The organism is Nocardioides sp. JCM 18999 (assembly GCF_055391175.1).
The window spans coordinates 3553086-3570846 of sequence record NZ_AP043887.1; the positions used below are offsets into that span (position 1 = coordinate 3553086).

The 17761-nt window shown below is 70.1% G+C and carries 19 protein-coding genes; 11 read left to right on the forward strand and 8 right to left on the reverse strand.

What is annotated here, in order from left to right:
- Positions 1–3: 3 nt before the first annotated feature.
- Genes ACZ5J1_RS17585 through ACZ5J1_RS17595 form a run of 3 tightly spaced genes read right to left on the reverse strand, consistent with a single transcriptional unit; the run spans position 4 to position 2755 of the window.
- The gene (locus ACZ5J1_RS17585; protein WP_464560871.1) at positions 4–1053 is read right to left on the reverse strand and encodes a PDR/VanB family oxidoreductase; all 1050 of its coding nucleotides are present in this window, start codon (positions 1051–1053) and stop codon (positions 4–6) included.
- Positions 1050–1922 (reverse strand): metal-dependent hydrolase, encoded by an 873-nt coding sequence (locus ACZ5J1_RS17590; protein ID WP_464560873.1) that lies wholly within the window; start codon positions 1920–1922, stop codon positions 1050–1052. The genes ACZ5J1_RS17585 and ACZ5J1_RS17590 overlap by 4 nt, the downstream gene beginning before the upstream one ends.
- Positions 1922–2755, reverse strand: coding sequence for an alpha/beta fold hydrolase (locus ACZ5J1_RS17595; RefSeq protein WP_464560875.1), 834 nt, complete (start codon positions 2753–2755; stop codon positions 1922–1924). Before ACZ5J1_RS17595 ends, ACZ5J1_RS17590 begins: the two co-directional genes overlap by 1 nt.
- Positions 2756–2825: 70 nt before the next feature.
- Between ACZ5J1_RS17595 and ACZ5J1_RS17600 the strand changes: the two genes are divergently transcribed.
- Positions 2826–3464 carry a TetR/AcrR family transcriptional regulator gene (locus tag ACZ5J1_RS17600; RefSeq protein ID WP_464560876.1) on the forward strand — a complete coding sequence of 213 codons (639 nt, stop codon included), beginning with the start codon at positions 2826–2828 and terminating at the stop codon, positions 3462–3464.
- A gap of 61 nt (positions 3465–3525) precedes the next feature.
- On the opposite strand, the gene ACZ5J1_RS17605 is transcribed toward ACZ5J1_RS17600, so the two are convergent.
- On the reverse strand, positions 3526–4608 hold the full coding sequence (locus ACZ5J1_RS17605) for an inositol-3-phosphate synthase (protein ID WP_464560878.1): 1083 nt from the start codon (positions 4606–4608) through the stop codon (positions 3526–3528).
- A complete protein-coding gene (locus ACZ5J1_RS17610; protein WP_464560880.1) occupies positions 4608–5171 on the reverse strand; it encodes a PadR family transcriptional regulator in 564 nt (187 codons plus the stop codon). The genes ACZ5J1_RS17605 and ACZ5J1_RS17610 overlap by 1 nt, the downstream gene beginning before the upstream one ends.
- A gap of 180 nt (positions 5172–5351) precedes the next feature.
- Here ACZ5J1_RS17610 and ACZ5J1_RS17615 point away from each other — a divergent pair, with 180 nt between their 5' ends.
- Genes ACZ5J1_RS17615 through ACZ5J1_RS17630 form a run of 4 tightly spaced genes read left to right on the forward strand, consistent with a single transcriptional unit; the run spans position 5352 to position 11084 of the window.
- On the forward strand, positions 5352–7619 hold the full coding sequence (locus ACZ5J1_RS17615) for a transglycosylase domain-containing protein (RefSeq protein WP_464560882.1): 2268 nt from the start codon (positions 5352–5354) through the stop codon (positions 7617–7619).
- Positions 7620–7675: 56 nt separating this feature from the next.
- Positions 7676–8932, forward strand: coding sequence for a glycosyltransferase family 87 protein (locus ACZ5J1_RS17620; protein WP_464560884.1), 1257 nt, complete (start codon positions 7676–7678; stop codon positions 8930–8932).
- Complete coding sequence (locus tag ACZ5J1_RS17625; RefSeq protein ID WP_464560886.1) at positions 8929–10056, forward strand: lipid II:glycine glycyltransferase FemX; 1128 nt, start codon at positions 8929–8931, stop codon at positions 10054–10056. Before ACZ5J1_RS17620 ends, ACZ5J1_RS17625 begins: the two co-directional genes overlap by 4 nt.
- On the forward strand, positions 10053–11084 hold the full coding sequence (locus ACZ5J1_RS17630) for an alanine racemase (RefSeq protein ID WP_464560888.1): 1032 nt from the start codon (positions 10053–10055) through the stop codon (positions 11082–11084). Before ACZ5J1_RS17625 ends, ACZ5J1_RS17630 begins: the two co-directional genes overlap by 4 nt.
- Here ACZ5J1_RS17630 and ACZ5J1_RS17635 read toward each other — a convergent pair.
- Entirely contained in the window at positions 11077–12102 is a 1026-nt protein-coding gene (locus ACZ5J1_RS17635) for an LLM class flavin-dependent oxidoreductase (protein ID WP_464560890.1), read from the reverse strand. The two genes, ACZ5J1_RS17630 and ACZ5J1_RS17635, sit on opposite strands and share 8 nt — an antisense overlap.
- Positions 12103–12106: 4 nt before the next feature.
- Complete coding sequence (locus tag ACZ5J1_RS17640) at positions 12107–12877, reverse strand: MBL fold metallo-hydrolase (RefSeq protein ID WP_464560892.1); 771 nt, start codon at positions 12875–12877, stop codon at positions 12107–12109.
- A gap of 73 nt (positions 12878–12950) precedes the next feature.
- Here ACZ5J1_RS17640 and ACZ5J1_RS17645 point away from each other — a divergent pair, with 73 nt between their 5' ends.
- From ACZ5J1_RS17645 to rplI, 6 genes are all read left to right on the forward strand, one after another.
- Complete coding sequence (locus ACZ5J1_RS17645) at positions 12951–13253, forward strand: metal-sensitive transcriptional regulator (protein ID WP_464560894.1); 303 nt, start codon at positions 12951–12953, stop codon at positions 13251–13253.
- Entirely contained in the window at positions 13250–15316 is a 2067-nt protein-coding gene (locus tag ACZ5J1_RS17650; RefSeq protein WP_464560896.1) for a heavy metal translocating P-type ATPase, read from the forward strand. Before ACZ5J1_RS17645 ends, ACZ5J1_RS17650 begins: the two co-directional genes overlap by 4 nt.
- 102 nt (positions 15317–15418) lie before the next feature.
- Complete coding sequence (gene rpsF / locus ACZ5J1_RS17655; protein ID WP_464560898.1) at positions 15419–15706, forward strand: 30S ribosomal protein S6; 288 nt, start codon at positions 15419–15421, stop codon at positions 15704–15706.
- A gap of 83 nt (positions 15707–15789) precedes the next feature.
- A complete protein-coding gene (locus ACZ5J1_RS17660; RefSeq protein ID WP_464560900.1) occupies positions 15790–16326 on the forward strand; it encodes a single-stranded DNA-binding protein in 537 nt (178 codons plus the stop codon).
- Positions 16327–16411: 85 nt separating this feature from the next.
- A complete protein-coding gene (gene rpsR, locus ACZ5J1_RS17665) occupies positions 16412–16648 on the forward strand; it encodes a 30S ribosomal protein S18 (protein WP_008355445.1) in 237 nt (78 codons plus the stop codon).
- 13 nt (positions 16649–16661) lie between these two features.
- Positions 16662–17114 (forward strand): 50S ribosomal protein L9, encoded by a 453-nt coding sequence (rplI, locus tag ACZ5J1_RS17670; protein WP_464560902.1) that lies wholly within the window; start codon positions 16662–16664, stop codon positions 17112–17114.
- Between the two features lie 61 nt (positions 17115–17175).
- Here the strand turns inward: rplI and ACZ5J1_RS17675 are convergent, their stop codons facing one another.
- Positions 17176–17757 carry a DinB family protein gene (locus ACZ5J1_RS17675; RefSeq protein WP_464560904.1) on the reverse strand — a complete coding sequence of 194 codons (582 nt, stop codon included), beginning with the start codon at positions 17755–17757 and terminating at the stop codon, positions 17176–17178.
- Between the last annotated feature and the right edge of the window lie 4 nt (positions 17758–17761).

Below are 17761 nucleotides of genomic sequence, written 5' to 3' on the forward strand. Positions count from 1 at the left end.
GTCTCAGAGGTCAAGGGTGATCATTCCCTCGCTGCGCGCCACGCACAGCCGGACGTGGGTGTCCTCGATGCCGTCGAGCACCCGCACCTGGCAGGTCCCGCAGAAGCCCTGCTGGCAGCTGTAGGCCTGCGCCGGACGCACCCGCCGGACCGCCGCGAGCGCGGACTCGGCGGCTCCGACCTCGACCGTCACCCCGGTCCGGGCGAGCCGGATCTCGAAGGGGCGACCACCGATCACGGGGGGCGCGGAGAACCGCTCGTAGTGCAGGGAGTCGATCTGGGGGTCGGGCATCGCGAGCCGGAGCGCGTCGATCATGGGAGGCGGTCCGCAGGTGTAGAGCGCCGCGCCGGGCGGGGCCAGAGCGAGGATCCGGTCGGGCTGCGGGACGCCGTACTCGTCGTCGGGCAGGACGTGGACCCGGTCGGGGTGGGCGGCGGTGATCGCGGCGATCTCGTCGAGGAACGGCATCGAGGCGCGGCTGCGGCCGGTGTAGACCAGCGTCCACGGGACCCGGTCCAGGCGGGCGGTGCGGCGCAGCATCGGCAGGATCGGGGTGATCCCGATCCCGCCGGCGACGAAGAGGTAGCCCTGCGGGGAGAAGACGAACGGGAACGCCTCGCGGGGCCCGCGCACGACCAACCGGTCCCCGACCCGGAGGCGGTGCACCTCGGCGGACCCGCCGCCACCGCCCTCGTCGACGTGCAGGTGGCGCACCGCGATCCGCCAGTGCGTCGGATCGTCGCGACGTCCGTTCAGAGAGTACTGCCGGATCCTGCCCGACGGGAGCAGGAGATCGATGTGGGCGCCGGGGAACCAGCGCGGCAACGGCGTGCCGGTGGCACTCGCCAACGTGACGGCCACGACGTCGTCGGCGACCGGCTCGACCTCGCTGACCACGACGGCGAGATCGCGATCGACGTGACCCACCGGCCGGCGCCGTGACCAGTCCGACCGGGCGAGCGGCAGGAACGCTTGCTCGACCAGGGTGTCGATCAGCCGCATCGTCCGGTTGGGCTCGTCCGCCGGCGGCACCCGCACGGGGGACGTCGTCATCGGGCGGCCGGCGACTTCGCCAGGTAGGCGACCGCCTGGGAGGTGTTCCCCTCCTTGTCGGGGTGGTACCAGGGCGAGAAGTACTTCAACGACGACGTCGCCAGCAGCCCGTAGCCGGGGGTGATGCCCCGTCGGGCGGTGCGCACCAGGGAGCTGAACCGCGGTCGGTGGCCGGGATTGACGGTGTCGTGCTCCATCAGGTGGCGCACGCCGGCGATCCACAGCCACACCAGGGCGGGACCGCCGACGGCGTAGGCCAGGATCCGTCGACTGTAGCGGCCGTCGAGGTGCTGGAAGACGTCGTACGCGACCGCGCGGTGCTCGACCTCCTCGGCCCCGTGCCAGCGCAGCAGGTCCAGCATCGTCTCGTCCGCACCGGCGGCGTCGAGCCCGTCGGCGTTGAGGATCCAGTTGCCCAGCACGGCGGTCAGGTGCTCGATCGCGGCGACCACGGAGACCCGCTGGACCAGCCACTCCTCGGCGGCACGGCCGGTCAGGTCGCGGTCCCCGAGGATCTTCTGGAACAGCGTGGCGACCTGGGCGACGTAGTCGCGGGTGTCGAGGCCGTGCTCGTCGAAGTGGTCGAGCACCCCCTGGTGGGAGGAGGCGTGCACGCCCTCCTGCCCGATGAAGCCGATCACCTCCTCGCGCAGCTGCTCGTCCTCGATCAGGGGGAGCGCCTCGGAGAAGACCTTCACGAACCACCGCTCCCCCTCGGGCAGCAGCAGGTGCAGGACGTTGATCAGGTGCGAGGCGAAGACCTCGCCGGGGATCCAGACCAGCGGCAGACCGGTCCAGTCGAAGTGCACGTCGCGTGCGGTCAGGGCGACCTTGGCCGGCTCGTGACGGCGCTGGGAGAGCCGGGGCATCAGAGCGCTCCGATGAAGCTGCGGACGTGACCGGCGATCAGGGCGGGATCCTGCTCCACCACCCAGTGGCCACCCTCGATCACCTGGGTGCGCAGCCGCTTCACGTATGGGCGGGGCGCCTCGGTCTGGAGCGCCGTGGTCACGTGCGGGTCGGCGCGCGGGGCCAGCACCTGGACGGGCACCTCGATCGAGGAGATCCGGGGGCGAGCGATCCGCCCGACGAAGTTGGCTCGGTAGAGCTCGAGCCCGTTCACCCCGTCGCGCTCGGCGACGGTGCGGCGGGTCGCCCGGGAGAGCACCCCGCGGCGGACGGCGAGCTCGGGCAGGGCCGGGAGCTGGAAGAGGCCGATGTAGAACGACGCGGCCAGCTGGCGCGCGGAGCTCCCGAGGTGGGAGCGGTCTCGCAGCCAGCGTGCTGCCATGTCGAGGCTCGGCCCCGAGATCGAGGTGTAGGAGAGCAGTCGCGGGCCGAGCGCCTCGGGAGCGAGCGCGTCCCAGCACTGGATCGAGCCCCAGTCGTGGGCGACGAGGTGCACCCGCTCCCCCGGCGCCAGCGCGTCGAGCACCGCGCCCAGGTCGTCGACGAGGGCGGGGATCCGGTACCCCGCGCGGGTCGACGGTCCGTCCGATGCCCCGGCCCCGCGGACGTCGTACGTGAGCACGCGGAAGGTGCCCGAGAGCTCGGCGATCAGCCCGTCCCAGACCCGGTGGTCGTCGGGGTAACCGTGCACGAGCACGATCGTCGGAACAGCCGGGTCCGCGGCGGACGGGCCCGCCTCGTACGCGGCGAGGGTGAGTCCGTCGCTGGTGGTCACGCTGTGCTGGAGGTACACGTTCGGCAAATTACTACAACCATGTAGTAATTGTCAGGAGGTGCCCGCTCGGTCCCCTATCCTCTCCGGTGTGAGCGAGCAGGCAGAGCGACGTCGACGGCCGTACGCCGCCCGCGTCCCGTTGGCTGACCGGCGCGAGCAGCTGCTCGACGCCGCGCTGCGGGTGCTCAACTCCGAGGGCTACGCCGCCCTCAGCATCGCTCGGATCGCCGACGAGGCCGGGGTGACCCGCCCGGTGGTCTACGGGGCGTTCGAGGACCTGGAGACGCTCGCGATCACGTTGCTGGACCGCACCCAGCAGCGCGCCGTCGCCCAGGTGGTGGGCGTGCTCGCTCCCCTGCTCGAGCCCGGGGCGGACCTGGCGGGATGGGCACCGAGCGGGCTGCGCCAGCTGATCGAGGTGGTCCGGGCCGACCGGGAGACCTGGAGGCCGATCCTCACCCTGTTGCCCGGGACGCCGGACGTGGTCTCGGCGCGGATCGAGCAGAGTCGGGCCGCGATCAAGGAGATCATCGCGCAGGTGATCGCGGGCTCCTTGGTGGGCGGGACGGGGCCGCGGATCGACCCGGTGATCGGGGCGCACGCCGCACTCGGGGCGCTGGAGGAGCTGGGTCGCCAGCTCCTGCTCGACCCCGACGGGTTCGACGTCGAGGCGGCGATCGTCTCGGTCACGGTGCTGCTGGCGGCACTGACCTGCTCGACGGCGTGAAATGCAGAACGGCCCCCGCGTGGTGCGGGGGCCGAACTGGTGGAGCAGGTTGATCCGAAGATCACTCGCCGATGATGAACGCCTCGAGCTGGGCGCGACCGAGGGTGTCCTCGATCTGAACCGGCGGGCTCTTCATCAGGTACGCCGAGGCCGGGAGGATCGGGCCACCGATGCCACGGTCCAGGGCGATCTTGCAGGCGCGAACGGCGTCGATGATGATGCCGGCGCTGTTCGGGGAGTCCCACACCTCGAGCTTGTACTCGAGGTTGAGCGGGACGTCACCGAACGTCGTGCCCTCGAGGCGGACGTAGGCCCACTTGCGGTCGTCGAGCCACGCGACGTAGTCCGACGGACCGATGTGCACGTTCTTGTCGTCCTTGAGGCCGGCCAGCGGGCCGGTCAGGTTGGACGTCACGGCCTGGGTCTTGGAGACCTTCTTGGACTCGAGACGCTCGCGCTCGAGCATGTTCTTGAAGTCCATGTTGCCGCCGACGTTGAGCTGGTAGGTGCGGTCCAGCCGGACGCCACGGTCTTCGAAGAGCTTCGCCATCACGCGGTGGGTGATGGTGGCGCCGACCTGGGACTTGATGTCGTCGCCGACGATCGGGACACCGGCGGTCTCGAACTTCGCGGCCCACTCGGGGTCGGAGGCGATGAAGACCGGCAGGGCGTTGACGAAGCCGACACCGGCGTCGATCGCGGCCTGCGCGTAGAACTTGTCGGCCTCCTCGGAACCCACCGGGAGGTAGGAGACGAGCACGTCGACCTTGGCGTCCTTGAGGACCTGGACGACGTCGACGTCAGCGGCAGCCGACTCGTCGATGGTCTGGCGGTAGTACTTGCCGAGACCGTCGAGGGTCGGGCCCTTCTGGACCTCGACGTTCGCGAACGGAACGTCGGCGATCTTGATGGTGTTGTTCTCCGAAGCGTTGATCGCCTCGGACAGGTCCTTGCCGACCTTCTTGTCGTCGACGTCGAACGCGGCGACGAACTCGACGTCGGAGACGTGGTAGTCGCCGAACTGGACGTGCATGAGCCCCGGCACGGTGCTCGATGCGTCGGCGTCCTTGTAGTACTCGACACCCTGGACGAGGGAGCTGGCGCAGTTACCAACACCCGCGATTGCTACGCGAATCGAACCCATCAGGGCTCCTTCCTTACTGCGACCGGATCATTCCGTTCGGCATTGATGAGGTCCGACAACCATCGGACCTCGCGCTCGACCTGTTCGACGCCGTGTCGTTGCAACTCGGCGGCGTACCGGTCGACTTCTTGCTGGGTCATGGACAGCTCACGCTGGACGCGGTCGAGCCGTTCCTGGAGGCGAGTACGGCGCCCTTCGAGGACGCGCAACCGGATCTCCATGTCGGTCGAGGAGAAGAACGCGAAGCGGATGTCGAAGTTGTCGTCCTCCCACGCAGTGGGACCGACCTCCGACATCAGCCGCTCGAACTCTCGATGACCGGCCTCGGTGACCTTGTAGACGATGCGCGGGCGTCGGGTGACCGGAGTCGCCACGGCGCTGACCTCCTCGATGAGGGTGGCGCGCAACATCTTCTTCAGAGTGGGGTAGAGCGATCCGTAGGAGAGCACCCGACCCCAGCCGAGCATGAGGTTGAGCCGCTTGCGCAGCTCGTAGCCGTGCATCGGACCCTCGTGCAGCAGTCCGAGGACTGCCAGCTCGATGGTCTCTCCGCGACGTGCCATGGATACATCGTAGCGATATATCCGTTCGTTGCGAATCTACGACACATCAGCGCGTCCGGTCCTGGGACGTGAGAGCACCCTGGGAGTTCGCTGAGGGATCCCTGAAGTGGCCGGAAATACCACGCTCAGGGTGGCCGGAGAATCGGTGGGGCTCCCGTCGGATGCGTACTCTCTCTCCTCGTGAGTAAGCAGACCCCTGCCCGGAAGAAGGCGACGACGCGACGCAGCGCGAAGCCGTCGCGTCGACCCCAAGGCGTCCGTGGTTGGGCGCGGTGGGCCCTCAAGTGGGGCCTGATCACCGGCGTCGCAACCGTACTCCTCGTCGCCGTGGCCGGCTTCATCGCCTACAAGAAGACCGAGATCCCGGACCCGAACAAGGCGTTCCAGACCCAGACGACGTACATCTACTACGCCGGAGGCAAGACCAAGGTCGGCCAGTTCGCGGAGCAGAACCGCGAGTCGATCTCGTACGCCGAAATGCCGGACTCGATCAAGGACGCGGTCGTCGCGGCCGAGAACCGTTCGTTCTGGACCGACAAGGGCATCGACCCCAAGGGCATCATGCGCGCGGCTTTCTCCAACGCGTCCTCCGGTGAGATCACCGGTGGTGCCTCCACGATCACCCAGCAGTACGTGAAGCTCCTCTACCTGAACCAGGAGCGCACCTACACGCGGAAGATCAAGGAGGCGTTCCTCTCGCTCAAGCTGCAGCGCCAGACCAGCAAGCAGGAGATCCTCGAGGGCTACCTCAACACGATCTACTTCGGCCGCGGTGCCTACGGCATCCAGGCCGCCTCCCGCGCGTTCTTCAACGTGCCGGCCAAGAAGCTGACCCTCGAGCAGAGCGCCGTCCTGGCCTCGGTGCTGAACAACCCGACCCGGATGGCCCCCGAGAACGTCGACGAGTCCGGGGTGAACGACGCCCTGCTGGCGCGCTACCGCTACGTGCTCGCCGGGATGGAGGCGACCGGTGACATCACCGACGCCGAGGCGGCCACCGCCTCGGCCGCGCTGCCGAAGTTCCCGAAGCAGAAGCAGTCCTCGGCCAAGGGCGGCCAGAAGGGCTTCATGCTCGACATGGTCAACGACGAGCTGAAGGCCCTCGGCTTCAAGGACGCCGAGATCACCGGCGGTGGGCTGCGTGTCACCACCACGTTCGACCGCAAGGCGATGACCGCCGCCGAGCAGGCCGTGAAGCAGGAGGCCCCGACCACCGCGCGCGACGGCTCCAAGATCACCGACAAGAAGCTCCACGCCGCGGTCGCCTCGGTCGTCCCGGGCACGGGTGCGCTGGTCGGCTTCTACGCCGGGCAGGACTACCTCAAGTCGCAGATCAACTGGGCCATCGCCGGCGGCATGGCGGGCTCCACGATGAAGCCGTTCACGCTGGCCACCGCCCTCGAGTCCGGCTTCTCGCTCAAGGACACCTTCGAGGGCAACTCGCCCTACGTGTTCCCCGGTGGCGGCCTCGAGGTGCGCAACGAGGGTGAGCAGGCCGGCAACTACAGCGGCCACGACTACGGCGCGCACATCACCGCGCTGACCGCGCTCGAGCAGTCGGTCAACACCGCGTTCGTCGACATGTCCGAGGCCATCCCGGACAAGTCCAAGGCGATCTACAAGGTCGCCACCGAGCTCGGCATCGCGCCGGAGGAGGCCCAGCAGGACCTGCCCGGCATGCCGAGCACGACCACGGACCTCTACCCCGAGGACACCCTGCTGACGCTGGGCAAGGCGCAGGTCAGCCCGATCAACATCGCCAACGCCTACGCCTCGATCGCCAACGGCGGCAAGCGGGCCGACGTGCACGTCATCACCAAGGTGGTCGACCGCAACGGCGTCGAGCGCTACAACTGGAAGTCCCACACCACCCAGGCGATCGACGAGGACGTCGCCGCCGACACCGCCTACGCGATGCAGCAGGTGGTCAAGGCCGGTACCGGTCGCAAGGCGCTGGCCCTCGGTCGGCCGGTCGGTGGCAAGACCGGCACCGCGACCAACGACGACGGCGAGGTCTCCTCGGCCTGGTTCGTCGGGATGACGCCGCAGCTGTCCACCGCCGTGATGTACGTCCGCGGCAAGGGTCGTGAGCAGCTCGACGGCTGGATGCCGTCGTACTTCGGTGCCGACTACCCGGCCCGGACGTGGCTCAACGTGATGCAGCGCGACCTCGAGGGCACCGAGGTCGAGCAGTTCGCACCGCCGGCCTGGGTCGACGGCGAGGCCCCGGACCACGGGCACTCCCCGAGCCTGGTGAAGCCGACCAAGAAGCCGAAGCCGTCCAAGACGCCGAAGCCGACCAAGTCGGCGACCGTCACCCCGAGCACGGCGCCGCCGTCGGTGGATCCGTCGCCGACCGCACCGGCCTCCTCCGAGCCGCCCTCACCGACGACGTCCACGAGTCCGTGTGGCTTGCTGGGCTGCCCCGGGACAACGGCGACCCCATGAAGCACGGGGGGCAGGCCTGGTGGTCACCGCTGCGGATCCTTCTGCTGATCACTGCGGTGACGTTTGCCCTCGGAATGGTGCAGAAGTCCGGTTGCTACTCCCAGACCTGGGAGAACAGCGAAGGACGCTACGTCCAGATGTGCTACTCCGACCTGCCCTACCTCTACACAGGCCGGGGTCTGGCCGAGCTGTCCTGGCCGTACTCCGGTGACGAGCAGACCCGTGCCCGCTACGAGGTGATGGAGTACCCGGTCGGGATCGCCTACTGGGCCTGGGGAACCGCCTGGGTGACCCACCTGGTCGCCGGGTCCCCGGACCTCGAGGAGCGCTACGCCGCGCCCGTCGAGGAGCTCTGGGGGATGCCGAGCGTCCACCGGGAGATCGGCCCCTACGTGCTGATCAACGCGCTCGGTTTCGCGCTGCTCGCCCTGGCCACCACGTGGTTGCTGGTGCTCGCCCGACCCCGGCGCCCCTGGGCGGCGTTGGCCTTCGCCGCCTCGCCGATGCTGCTGCTCACCGGCCTGATCAACTGGGACATGCTCGCGGTCGCCTGCGTCGCCGGTGCGCTCGCCGCCTGGGCTCGCGGGAAACCCGGGTGGGCCGGTGTCGCGATCGGGGTGGGTGCGGCGGTCAAGCTCTACCCGCTCTTCCTGCTCGGTGCCCTGCTGATCATCTGCTTCCGCGAGCGCCGGATATCGGCGTTCTTCGCCGCCACCGCCGCGGCGGTCGGCTCCTGGTTCCTGGTGAACGCCCCGGCCATGGTCGGAGGCCTGGACCAGTGGAAGGTGTTCTGGCAGTTCAACGCCGGTCGCGGCGCCGACCTGGGCTCGTTGTGGTTGCTGGTCCAGCAGGCGACCGGCCACACCTTCACCCCGCACGCGATCAACGTCTGGTCGTGGGTGATCTTCGGTGCCTGGTGCGCGGTCGTGCTCGTGGTCGGTCTGGCGGCCCGTCGGACGCCGACGCTGGCCGAGCTCGGCTTCGTGATCGTGGCCGGGTTCCTGATCGTCAACAAGGTCTACTCCCCCCAGTACGTGCTGTGGCTGCTGCCGCTGGCCGCGCTGGCCCGGCCGAAGCTTCTCGACCAGGTGGTCTGGCAGGCGAGCGAGTTCGTCTACTTCGCCGCCTGCTGGTGGTACCTCGGCGGCTTCCTGGCCTCGGCCGGCAGCGACGACGCGCCGTTCTACTGGCTCGCGATCGCGATCCGGGTCGGTGGCGAGCTCTGGCTGGTCGGGAGGATCGTCACATCCTGGTGGCGCGAGCCCGATCCGGATCCCGTTCCCGCGCCGGAGCCGGTTAGGGTCATGGCGTGAGCCTGACCGTCCGTCGCATCAGCACCCAGGAGCACCTGGACTTCATCGGCTCCCAGCCCTCGGTCAGCTTCCTCCAGACGCCCGCCTGGGCGCAGGTCAAGGCCGACTGGCGCTCGGAATCGCTGGGCTGGTTCGAGCCCGGCGGTGACCGTCCCGTCGGTGCCGCGCTGGTGCTGCACCGCCCCGTGCCCAAGCTCAAGCGGCGCACGCTCGCCTACCTGCCCGAGGGACCGTCGATCGACTGGACCGGCACGCTGTCGGACTGGCTGGACCCGCTCACCGCGTACCTGCGCGGCGAGGGCGCCTTCGCGGTCCGGATCGGTCCGCCGGTCCGCACCGCCACCTGGGACGCCGCCGTGGTCAAGGCCGGTGTCGCCGACGAGGCCGTCGCTCGCCTCGGCGACCTGCCGCCCACCCACCGCGACCCCGCCGGGGCACGGGTCGTCTCCCAGTTGCGGGACGCGGGCTGGCAGCTGCAGTCCCCCGAGGACGGCTTCGGTGCGGGACAGCCGCAGTACACCTTCGAGATCCCGCTCGCGGGGCGGACCGAGGCCGACGTCCTGGCGGGGATGAACCAGCTCTGGCGGCGCAACATCAAGCGCGCCGAGAAGGAGGGTGTCGAGGTCCGGATCTCGCTCGACCTCGGCGACCTGCGCGCCTTCCACGAGCTCTACGTGCACACCGCCGAGCGCGACCACTTCACGCCGCGTCCGTTGTCGTACTTCGAGGAGATGTTCCGCGAGCTCTCCGCCGAGGACCCGCGCCGGATCCGGCTCTTCCTGGCCCGGCACGAGGGCGACCTCGTCGCCGCCACGATCCTGGTCCAGGTCGGCACGCACGCCTGGTACTCCTACGGCGCCTCGTCGACCGAGAAGCGGGACGTGCGCGGCTCGAACGCGCTTCAGTGGGCGATGATCCGCGACGCGATCGCCACCGGCTGCACCGTCTACGACCTGCGCGGGATCACCCCGACGCTGGACGCGGACGACTCCCACGTCGGCCTGATCCAGTTCAAGGTCGGCACCGGCGGCCAGGCCGTCGAGTACGCCGGCGAGTGGGACCTGCCGCTGCGGCCGCTGCTCTACCGCGCGTTCACGATGTACATGGAGCGTCGAGCCCGATGAGCCTGATCCTGACCGTCGACGGCGACCGCTGGCGCGAGCACCTGCGCTCGGTCGCGGACGCCACGCCGGGCGTCGTCCCGGTCGCCAAGGGCAACGGGTACGGCCTCGGGCTGGCGTCGCTGGCCCGGCGCAGCGACTGGCTCGGCGTCGACACCCTCGCCGTCGGGACCTACGACGAGCTCCCCGAGGTCGCCGACCGGTTCGGTGGCGACCTGCTCGTGCTGACCCCGTGGCGTCCCTGGGTGCCGGCGCTGCCGGCGGCGCTGGCCGACCGGGTGATCCACACCGTCTCGCGGCCGGAGGACGCCGACGCGTTGTCCGTGCTCGCACCGGGCTCGCGGGTGGTGCTGGAGCGGCTCACCTCGATGCGCCGTTACGGGATGAGCGCCACGGAGCTGTGGACGCTCGTTCCCACCGCCCGTCGTCGGCTGCGGGTCGAGGGGATCTCGATCCACCTGCCGATCCAGGGCGCCAACGAGGCCGAGGCCCGACGCCTGCTCGAGGACGTGATCGGCGCCGAGGAGACCCGGGTCTGGGTCTCCCACCTGACCGAGGCCGAGCTCCACCGGATCCGGACCTCCTTCCCCGACCTCGTGATCCGGCCCCGGATCGGGACCCGGCTCTGGCTGGGCGACCGGGAGGCGATGCAGGTCAGCGCGACCGTGCAGGACGTGCACCCGATTGCCCGGACGGACCACTTCGGCTACCGGCAGGGGCGCGGCGCGTCCGGCCACCTGGTGATCGCCAGCGGCGGCACCGCGCACGGACTCGGGATGGTCGCTCCCGCCGGGGACACCAGCGCCCGCGGCCGCGCCGTGGCTCTGGCCAAGGGCGGTCTCGAAGCCGCCGGCAGGCTGAGGTCGCCGTACCGCTGGCAGGGGCGCAGCCTCGACTTCGCCGAGCCCCCGCACATGCAGGCCTCGATGCTGCTCCTGCCGAGCGGTGCCGCCGTGCCCGCCGTCGGGGACGCGCTCGAGGTGACGGTGCGCTACACCGCGACCACGTTCGACGAGATCCGGCTCAGCTAGCCGGGCTCCAGCCGAGGGCGGGGCCGAGTCGGGTCGCCATGTCGGTGAGGATCTGCACGTAGTCGTCGTGCTCGAACGTGAACGGCAGCGCGAAGACGACCTCGTCGACCGCCTTGAACCCGGCGTGGGCCTCGAGCTCCTCGGCCAGCTGGTCGCTGGTGCCGACCAGGTCGGGCGCGAACAGCAGACCGGGGCCCTGCGGCGAGCGGGTGCGCTCGATCCGTGCGTCGCGATAGGCGCGGTACTTTGCCGCCTGCTCCGGGGTCGCCGAGTCGGTCGGGATGACCACCAGCCCCTGCGAGACCCGGGCCGCGCTCCCGGCCGGGTGCGCGAAGTAGAACGCGTCGAGCTGGCTGCGCTGGATCCGGGCGAACTCGGAGCCGTCGGGACGGCCGGGGGTGAAGGAGTCGTCAGCCTTGACCACGCTCGAGGTGAGGAAGTTGAGCCCGAGCGAGCCCGCCTTGGTGGCGCTCGACAGCGAGCCGCCGCCGTACCAGATCCGGGAGGCCAGCCCGGGTGACTGCGGTTGGATGCGGCGGTCGAACGTCTCGATCCCGATCGTGCCCTCGAAGTCGCTCACCGGGGCTCCGTCGAGGTAGGCGATCAGCCGCTCCAGGCGCGGGAAGCCGAGCTCGAGCAGGCCGGCGGTGTCGGGGTAGAGCGCGTCCTTGTAGCGGTCGTAGTTCATCGGCGGCCCGACCGAGAAGCCCGGGTTGATCCGGCCCCCGCTCAAGATGTCGACGGTGGCCAGGTCCTCGGCCAGGCGGAACGGGTTCTCCGCGCCGAGCGGGGTGACGGCGGTGCCGATCTCGATCCGGCTGGTGCGCTGGGTGGCCGCGGCCATGATCGTGACGGGGCTGGAGACGCCGTACTGCAGGTGGCGGTGGCGCAGCCAGGCCGAGTCGAAGCCGAGCTGCTCGCCCAGCTCGATCATGGTGAGGAGCTCCTCGTGGCCGGCGCGGGGGTCCGCGGGGTCGAAGAGTCCGAGCGTCAGGAAGCCGAGCTTGGTGAGTGCCACATGCCTAGAGTTCCAGGCGCTCACAATGCGGGGCGAGGAGGGCTTCGATCTCCGAGTCCGCCAGCTCGGCCTCGAAGCGTTTGCCCGGGGTGGTGAAGAGCCGGTGGTGGTTCTGCTTGCGGATGTGCTCCAGGCCGGTGATCCAGAAGGTGCCCCAGTGCACCGGCACCGCCGTGGTCGCACCGACCATCTCGACCGCGCGGGCACCGTCGACCGGGTCCATGTGCCCGTCCTCGAGGTTGGGCCCCCAGCCGCCGATCGGGACCAGGGCGAGGTCGACGTGGCCGACGTCGTTCATGTCCTCGTGCAGCTCGGTGTCCCCGGGGAACCAGCAGGAACGCCCGTCACCGTCGACGCGGTAGCCGAGCGCCGGACCCTTGTACCGCGAGTGCGGACCGCGACCCCCGTCGTGCTCGGCCGTGAGGACGCTGACGTCGACACCGCCGATCGACAGCTTCTCGCCGGGGGCGACGCCGTGGATCCGGTCCTTGCCGAGGCTGCGGAGCATCCCCTCCCCGCCCCGGGGCACCAGGATCGGTACGTCGGGGGCGTACTTGCGCAACGACGGGACGTGCAGGTGGTCGAGGTGCAGGTGCGAGATCAGGATGACGTCGGCCTCGTGCGCCTCCGGGGGTGGGCTGGGGGTCAACCGACGCAGGTGGATCAGCCGGTCGCTCAGCAGCGGATCGAACGCCACCTTCGCATCCCCGAGCTCGACGGTCGCCGACGCGTGCCCCCACCAGGTGAGGGCGAGTGAGCCCTTCGCGGGATCCATAGCGCGATCGTAGGCGGTCGAGGCGTTTCCGTCAGCCCTTGATTTGATACCCCCCGGGGGTATTGTGGAACGCATGACCGAGCACCAGCACGTCGGATACGTCGCAGCAGGCAAGAAGGACGACACCCTCAAGCGGCTGCGACGGATCGAGGGCCAGGTCCGCGGTCTGCAGCGGATGGTCGAGTCCGACACCTACTGCATCGACGTGCTCACCCAGATCTCCGCGGCCACCAAGGCGCTGCAGTCGGTGGCGATCGGGTTGCTCGACGAGCACCTCGGGCACTGCGTCGCGGAAGCCATCCAGCACGGCGGCCCCGAGGCGGACGCCAAGATCCGCGAGGCCAGTGACGCGATCGCGAGGCTGGTGCGCTCATGAGTGCCCCCGTGTCCCCGGGCGTCGATCTCGACATCACCGGGATGACCTGCGCGTCCTGCGCCGGACGGGTCGAGCGCGCGCTCAACGGCCTGGACGGCGTCAGCGCCACGGTGAACCTGCCGCTGGAGAAGGCACACGTCGACATCCCCGAGGGGTACGACGTCGACCGCCTGCTCGCGGCGGTGAGCGCGGCGGGGTACGACGCGTCCGTGCGGACGTCCGCTGCGGTGTCGCCCGATGACTCCGCCGGGTCCGCCGAGCCCGGCCGCGCGTTGCTGCGCCGGCTGCTGCTCAGCGCGGTGCTGACCGTGCCGGTCGTGCTGCTCGGGATGGTGCACGCGCTGCACTTCGACGGGTGGGAGCTGGTCTCGCTGGCCCTGGCCACCCCGGTGGCGCTGTGGGGTGCGTGGCCCTTCCACGCCGCCGCGCTGCGCAACGCCCGCCACGGCGCGGCCACGATGGACACGCTGGTCTCGGTCGGGGTGCTGGCCGCCTTCGGCTGGTCGGTCGTCGCGATCGTGGTCGGCTCCGAGGCGGTCTACCTCGAGGCCGCCGCCGGCGTCACCACCCTGATCCTGGCCGGCAAGTACGCCGAGTCGCGGACCAAGCGCCGCGCCGGTGCGGCGCTGCGGGCCCTGCTCGAGCTCGGTGCCCCCGACGTCGGGGACCTGACCGTCGGCAGCGTCTTCGTGGTCCGACCCGGCGAGAAGGTCGCCACCGACGGCGAGGTGATCGAGGGGGCCTCCGCGGTCGACACCTCGATGCTGACCGGGGAGCCGGTCCCCGTCGAGGTCGGCGTCGGCTCCGCCGTGGTCGGCGGGGCGATCAACAGCGGCGGCCGGCTCGTGGTGCGGGCCACCGCGGTCGGGGCCGACACCCAGCTCGCCCAGCTGGCGCGACTGGTCGAGCAGGCCCAGACCGGCAAGGCCGAGGTGCAGCGCCTGGCGGACCGGGTCGCGAGCGTCTTCGTGCCGGTCGTGATCGCGCTCTCGCTGGCCACCTTCGCCGGCTGGGCGATCCTGGGTGACTCCTGGGCCGACGCCTTCTCCGCCGCGGTGGCGGTGCTGATCATCGCCTGCCCGTGCGCGCTGGGACTGGCCACGCCGATCGCCCTGCTGGTCGGGACCGGGCGCGGCGCCCAGCTCGGGATCGTGATCAAGGGGCCGCAGGTGCTGGAGTCCACCCGGACGATCGACACCGTCGTGCTGGACAAGACCGGCACCCTCACCACCGGCGTCATGGCCGTGTCCTCGGTGGAGCCGGCCCGCGGGATCGAGGCGGCCGACGTGCTGCGGCGAGCCGCGGCCGTCGAGGCCGCGAGCGAGCACCCCATCGGCCGGGCGATCGTCGAGGCCGCTGACGGGCCGATCCCCCCGGTCTCGGAGTTCCGGGCGACCGCCGGGGTCGGCGTCGAGGGGACCGTGGAGGGCGTGCGGGTCAGCGTCGCCCGCTCCGCCGCCGCCGTCGGGGAGACCGCGGTCGACGTGGTCTGGGACGGCCGCTGGCGCGGGACGATCACGGTGCGCGACGAGATCAAGCCCGGCGCGGCGGCCGCGGTCGCCGACCTGGTCGCACTCGGGCTGCGCCCGATCGTCCTCACCGGCGACGCCCGCTCGGTCGCGCTCCGGGTCGCTGCCACGGTCGGCATTGCCGAGTCCGACGTGATCGCGGAGGTGCTCCCGGCGCAGAAGGTCGCCGCCGTACAGGCGTTGCAGGCCGAGGGCCGGGTGGTGGCGATGGTCGGTGACGGGGTCAACGACGCTGCCGCCCTGGCGACCGCCGACCTGGGGATCGCGATGGGGACGGGCACCGACGTCGCGATCGAGGCGTCCGACCTGACGCTGATGAGCGGGGACCCCGGCAAGGCGCCGACCGCGATCCGGCTCGCCCGGCGCACGCTGGCGACGATCAAGGGCAACCTGTTCTGGGCCTTCGCCTACAACGTGGTGGCGATCCCGGTCGCGATGGCCGGGCTGCTCGAACCGATGATCGCGGGTGCCGCGATGGCGTTCTCGTCGGTCTTCGTGATCGGCAATTCGCTGCGCCTCCGACGGTTCAAGTAGCCTGAACCGTTCTCAGTCGGCCTATCCGACCGGGAACAACGCATCGCACCTCCTGCCGCGGAGATCCCGTGGCCGAATGAGTCCGAAGGAGGAGGAACGCATATGCGCGCATATGAAGTGGTCGTCATCCTCGACCCGAGCCTGGACGAGCGCACCGTCGCTCCGTCGCTCGACAAGTACCTCAACGTGGTCCGCAACGACGGTGGCACCGTCGACACGGTTGACGTCTGGGGCCGCCGCAAGCTGGCGTACGAGATCAAGAAGAATGCCGAAGGCATCTACGCGATCGTCAACATCAACGCCGAGCCTGCGACCGTCAAGGAGCTCGACCGTCAGCTCACGCTGAACGAGTCGATCCTCCGCACCAAGGTCATCCGCCCCGGCAAGTGATCCCCCGGTCCGGGTGGACCTGTCGGACGTGTCCGACATGATGGGCCCCACACGGACCACTGATCGAGACGAAGGACGAGAACATGGCTGGCGAGACCATCATCACCGTCATCGGCAACCTCACCGACGACCCCGAGCTCCGCTTCACCCCCTCGGGTGCCGCGGTTGCCAATTTCACCGTGGCTTCGACGCCTCGGCAGTTCGACCGGCAGACCAATGAGTGGAAGGACGGGGAGACCCTGTTCCTGCGCTGCTCGGTCTGGCGCCAGGCTGCTGAGAACGTGGCGGAGTCGTTGACGCGTGGGACCAAGGTCATCGTTCAGGGTCGACTGGTGTCGCGTTCCTACGAGGACCGCGAGGGCCAGAAGCGCACCGTGAACGAGCTGCAGGTCGACGAGGTCGGCCCGTCGCTGACGTGGGCCACCGCCAAGGTGACTCGCGCCAGCCGTCAGTCCGGTGGCCAGTCCGGTGGATTCGGTGGCGGTCAGCCCGCCGGTGGATCCGCTGCTCCGGTCTCCAACGACCCCTGGGCGACCCAGGCCTCCCCGGCGGCACCTGCTGCTGCCGCGGGCGACCCGTGGGGCGCACCCGGCGTCGGCTCTGACGAGCCCCCGTTCTGATCTTTCGATCAACCCTTATTCGAATCCTTACCCATTCCGGCACAACCCAGATCTGGGGCCGGGCTTCTAGAGAGGAAGCACCACAATGGCCAAGGCAGTGATTCGCAAGCCCAAGAAGAAGGTTTGCCAGTTCTGCAAGGAGAAGGCGACTGGCGTCGACTACAAGGACGCCACCCTGCTCCGCAAGTTCATCTCCGACCGCGGCAAGATCCGTGCTCGTCGGGTCACCGGCAACTGCGTCCAGCACCAGCGGGACGTCGCCATCGCGGTGAAGAACGCGCGCGAGGTCGCCCTGCTGCCCTACACGTCCACCGGTCGCTGAGAGGAGTTCTGACATGGCTACCAAGATCATCCTGACCCAGGAGGTCGCCGGTCTCGGCTCCGCCGGTGACATCGTCGAGGTCAAGGACGGCTACGCCCGTAACTACCTCGTCCCGCGTGGCGACGCGATCCGTTGGACGCGTGGCGGCGAGAAGACCGTCGAGACCATCAAGGCTGCTCGTGCCGCTCGTGCCCTGCGCGACGCCGACCACGCCGGCGAGGTCAAGACCAAGCTCGAGGCCGCTCCGGTGGCGCTCAAGGTCAAGGCTGGCAAGGAGGGTCGTCTCTTCGGCTCCGTCACCGTGACCGCCGTCGCCGAGGCTCTCTCGGCTGCTGCCGGCGAGGCGATCGACAAGCGGGGCATCGTGCTCGGCAACCCGATCAAGGCGCTCGGTTCGCACACCGTTTCGGTCAAGCTCCACGACGAGGTGTCGGCCCAGGTCGCCCTCAACGTCGTCGCTGGCTGAATCGTCTGACGCACGCGAGGCCCGCTCCCTTCGGGGGGCGGGCCTCGTGTCATTTCCGGCCTCAGAATTGGTCGGCGAGCGCGGTCAGCCTGGCGACGTACGCCGGCCAGTCGTAGCCCGCGGGCAGGTTGTCCCCGTCGCCCCAGAACCCGACCGCTCCGTCGACCTGCTCGCGCAGGATGTCGGCCTGGCCTGCGTGCCGGGCCAGGTCCTCGAGCACGTGGAGACCGATCTGGCCCATCGTGACGTCGCGGTGCTCCTCGCCCCACCACGGCACCACCCCGGGGGCGTCGAGGCCGAGCTCGGTGATCCGGGCGTCGGCGAAGGCGCGCACCCGGCCGTAGAGCTCGATCAGGCCGGCGGCGGTCTCGTCCTCACTGGCGTACCAGTCGACCTGGGGGTCGGCGTCGTAGTCGCTGAGCTCGAGCAGGCCCGCGGGGTCGGGCATCACCGTCCCGAAGGTCGGGCCGAAGTAGCCGTGCTCGACGTTGAGGCAGTGCTTCACGATCCCGAGCAGGTTGGTGCCGGTCGGTGTCCGGGGCAGTCGCAGCTCGCGCTCGGGGAGGCCGTCGAGCTTCGACAGGAGCGCGTCGCGCTGGTTGTTCAGCTGGAAGATCAGGTGTCCGGTCAGGTCGCGGCGCATGGAC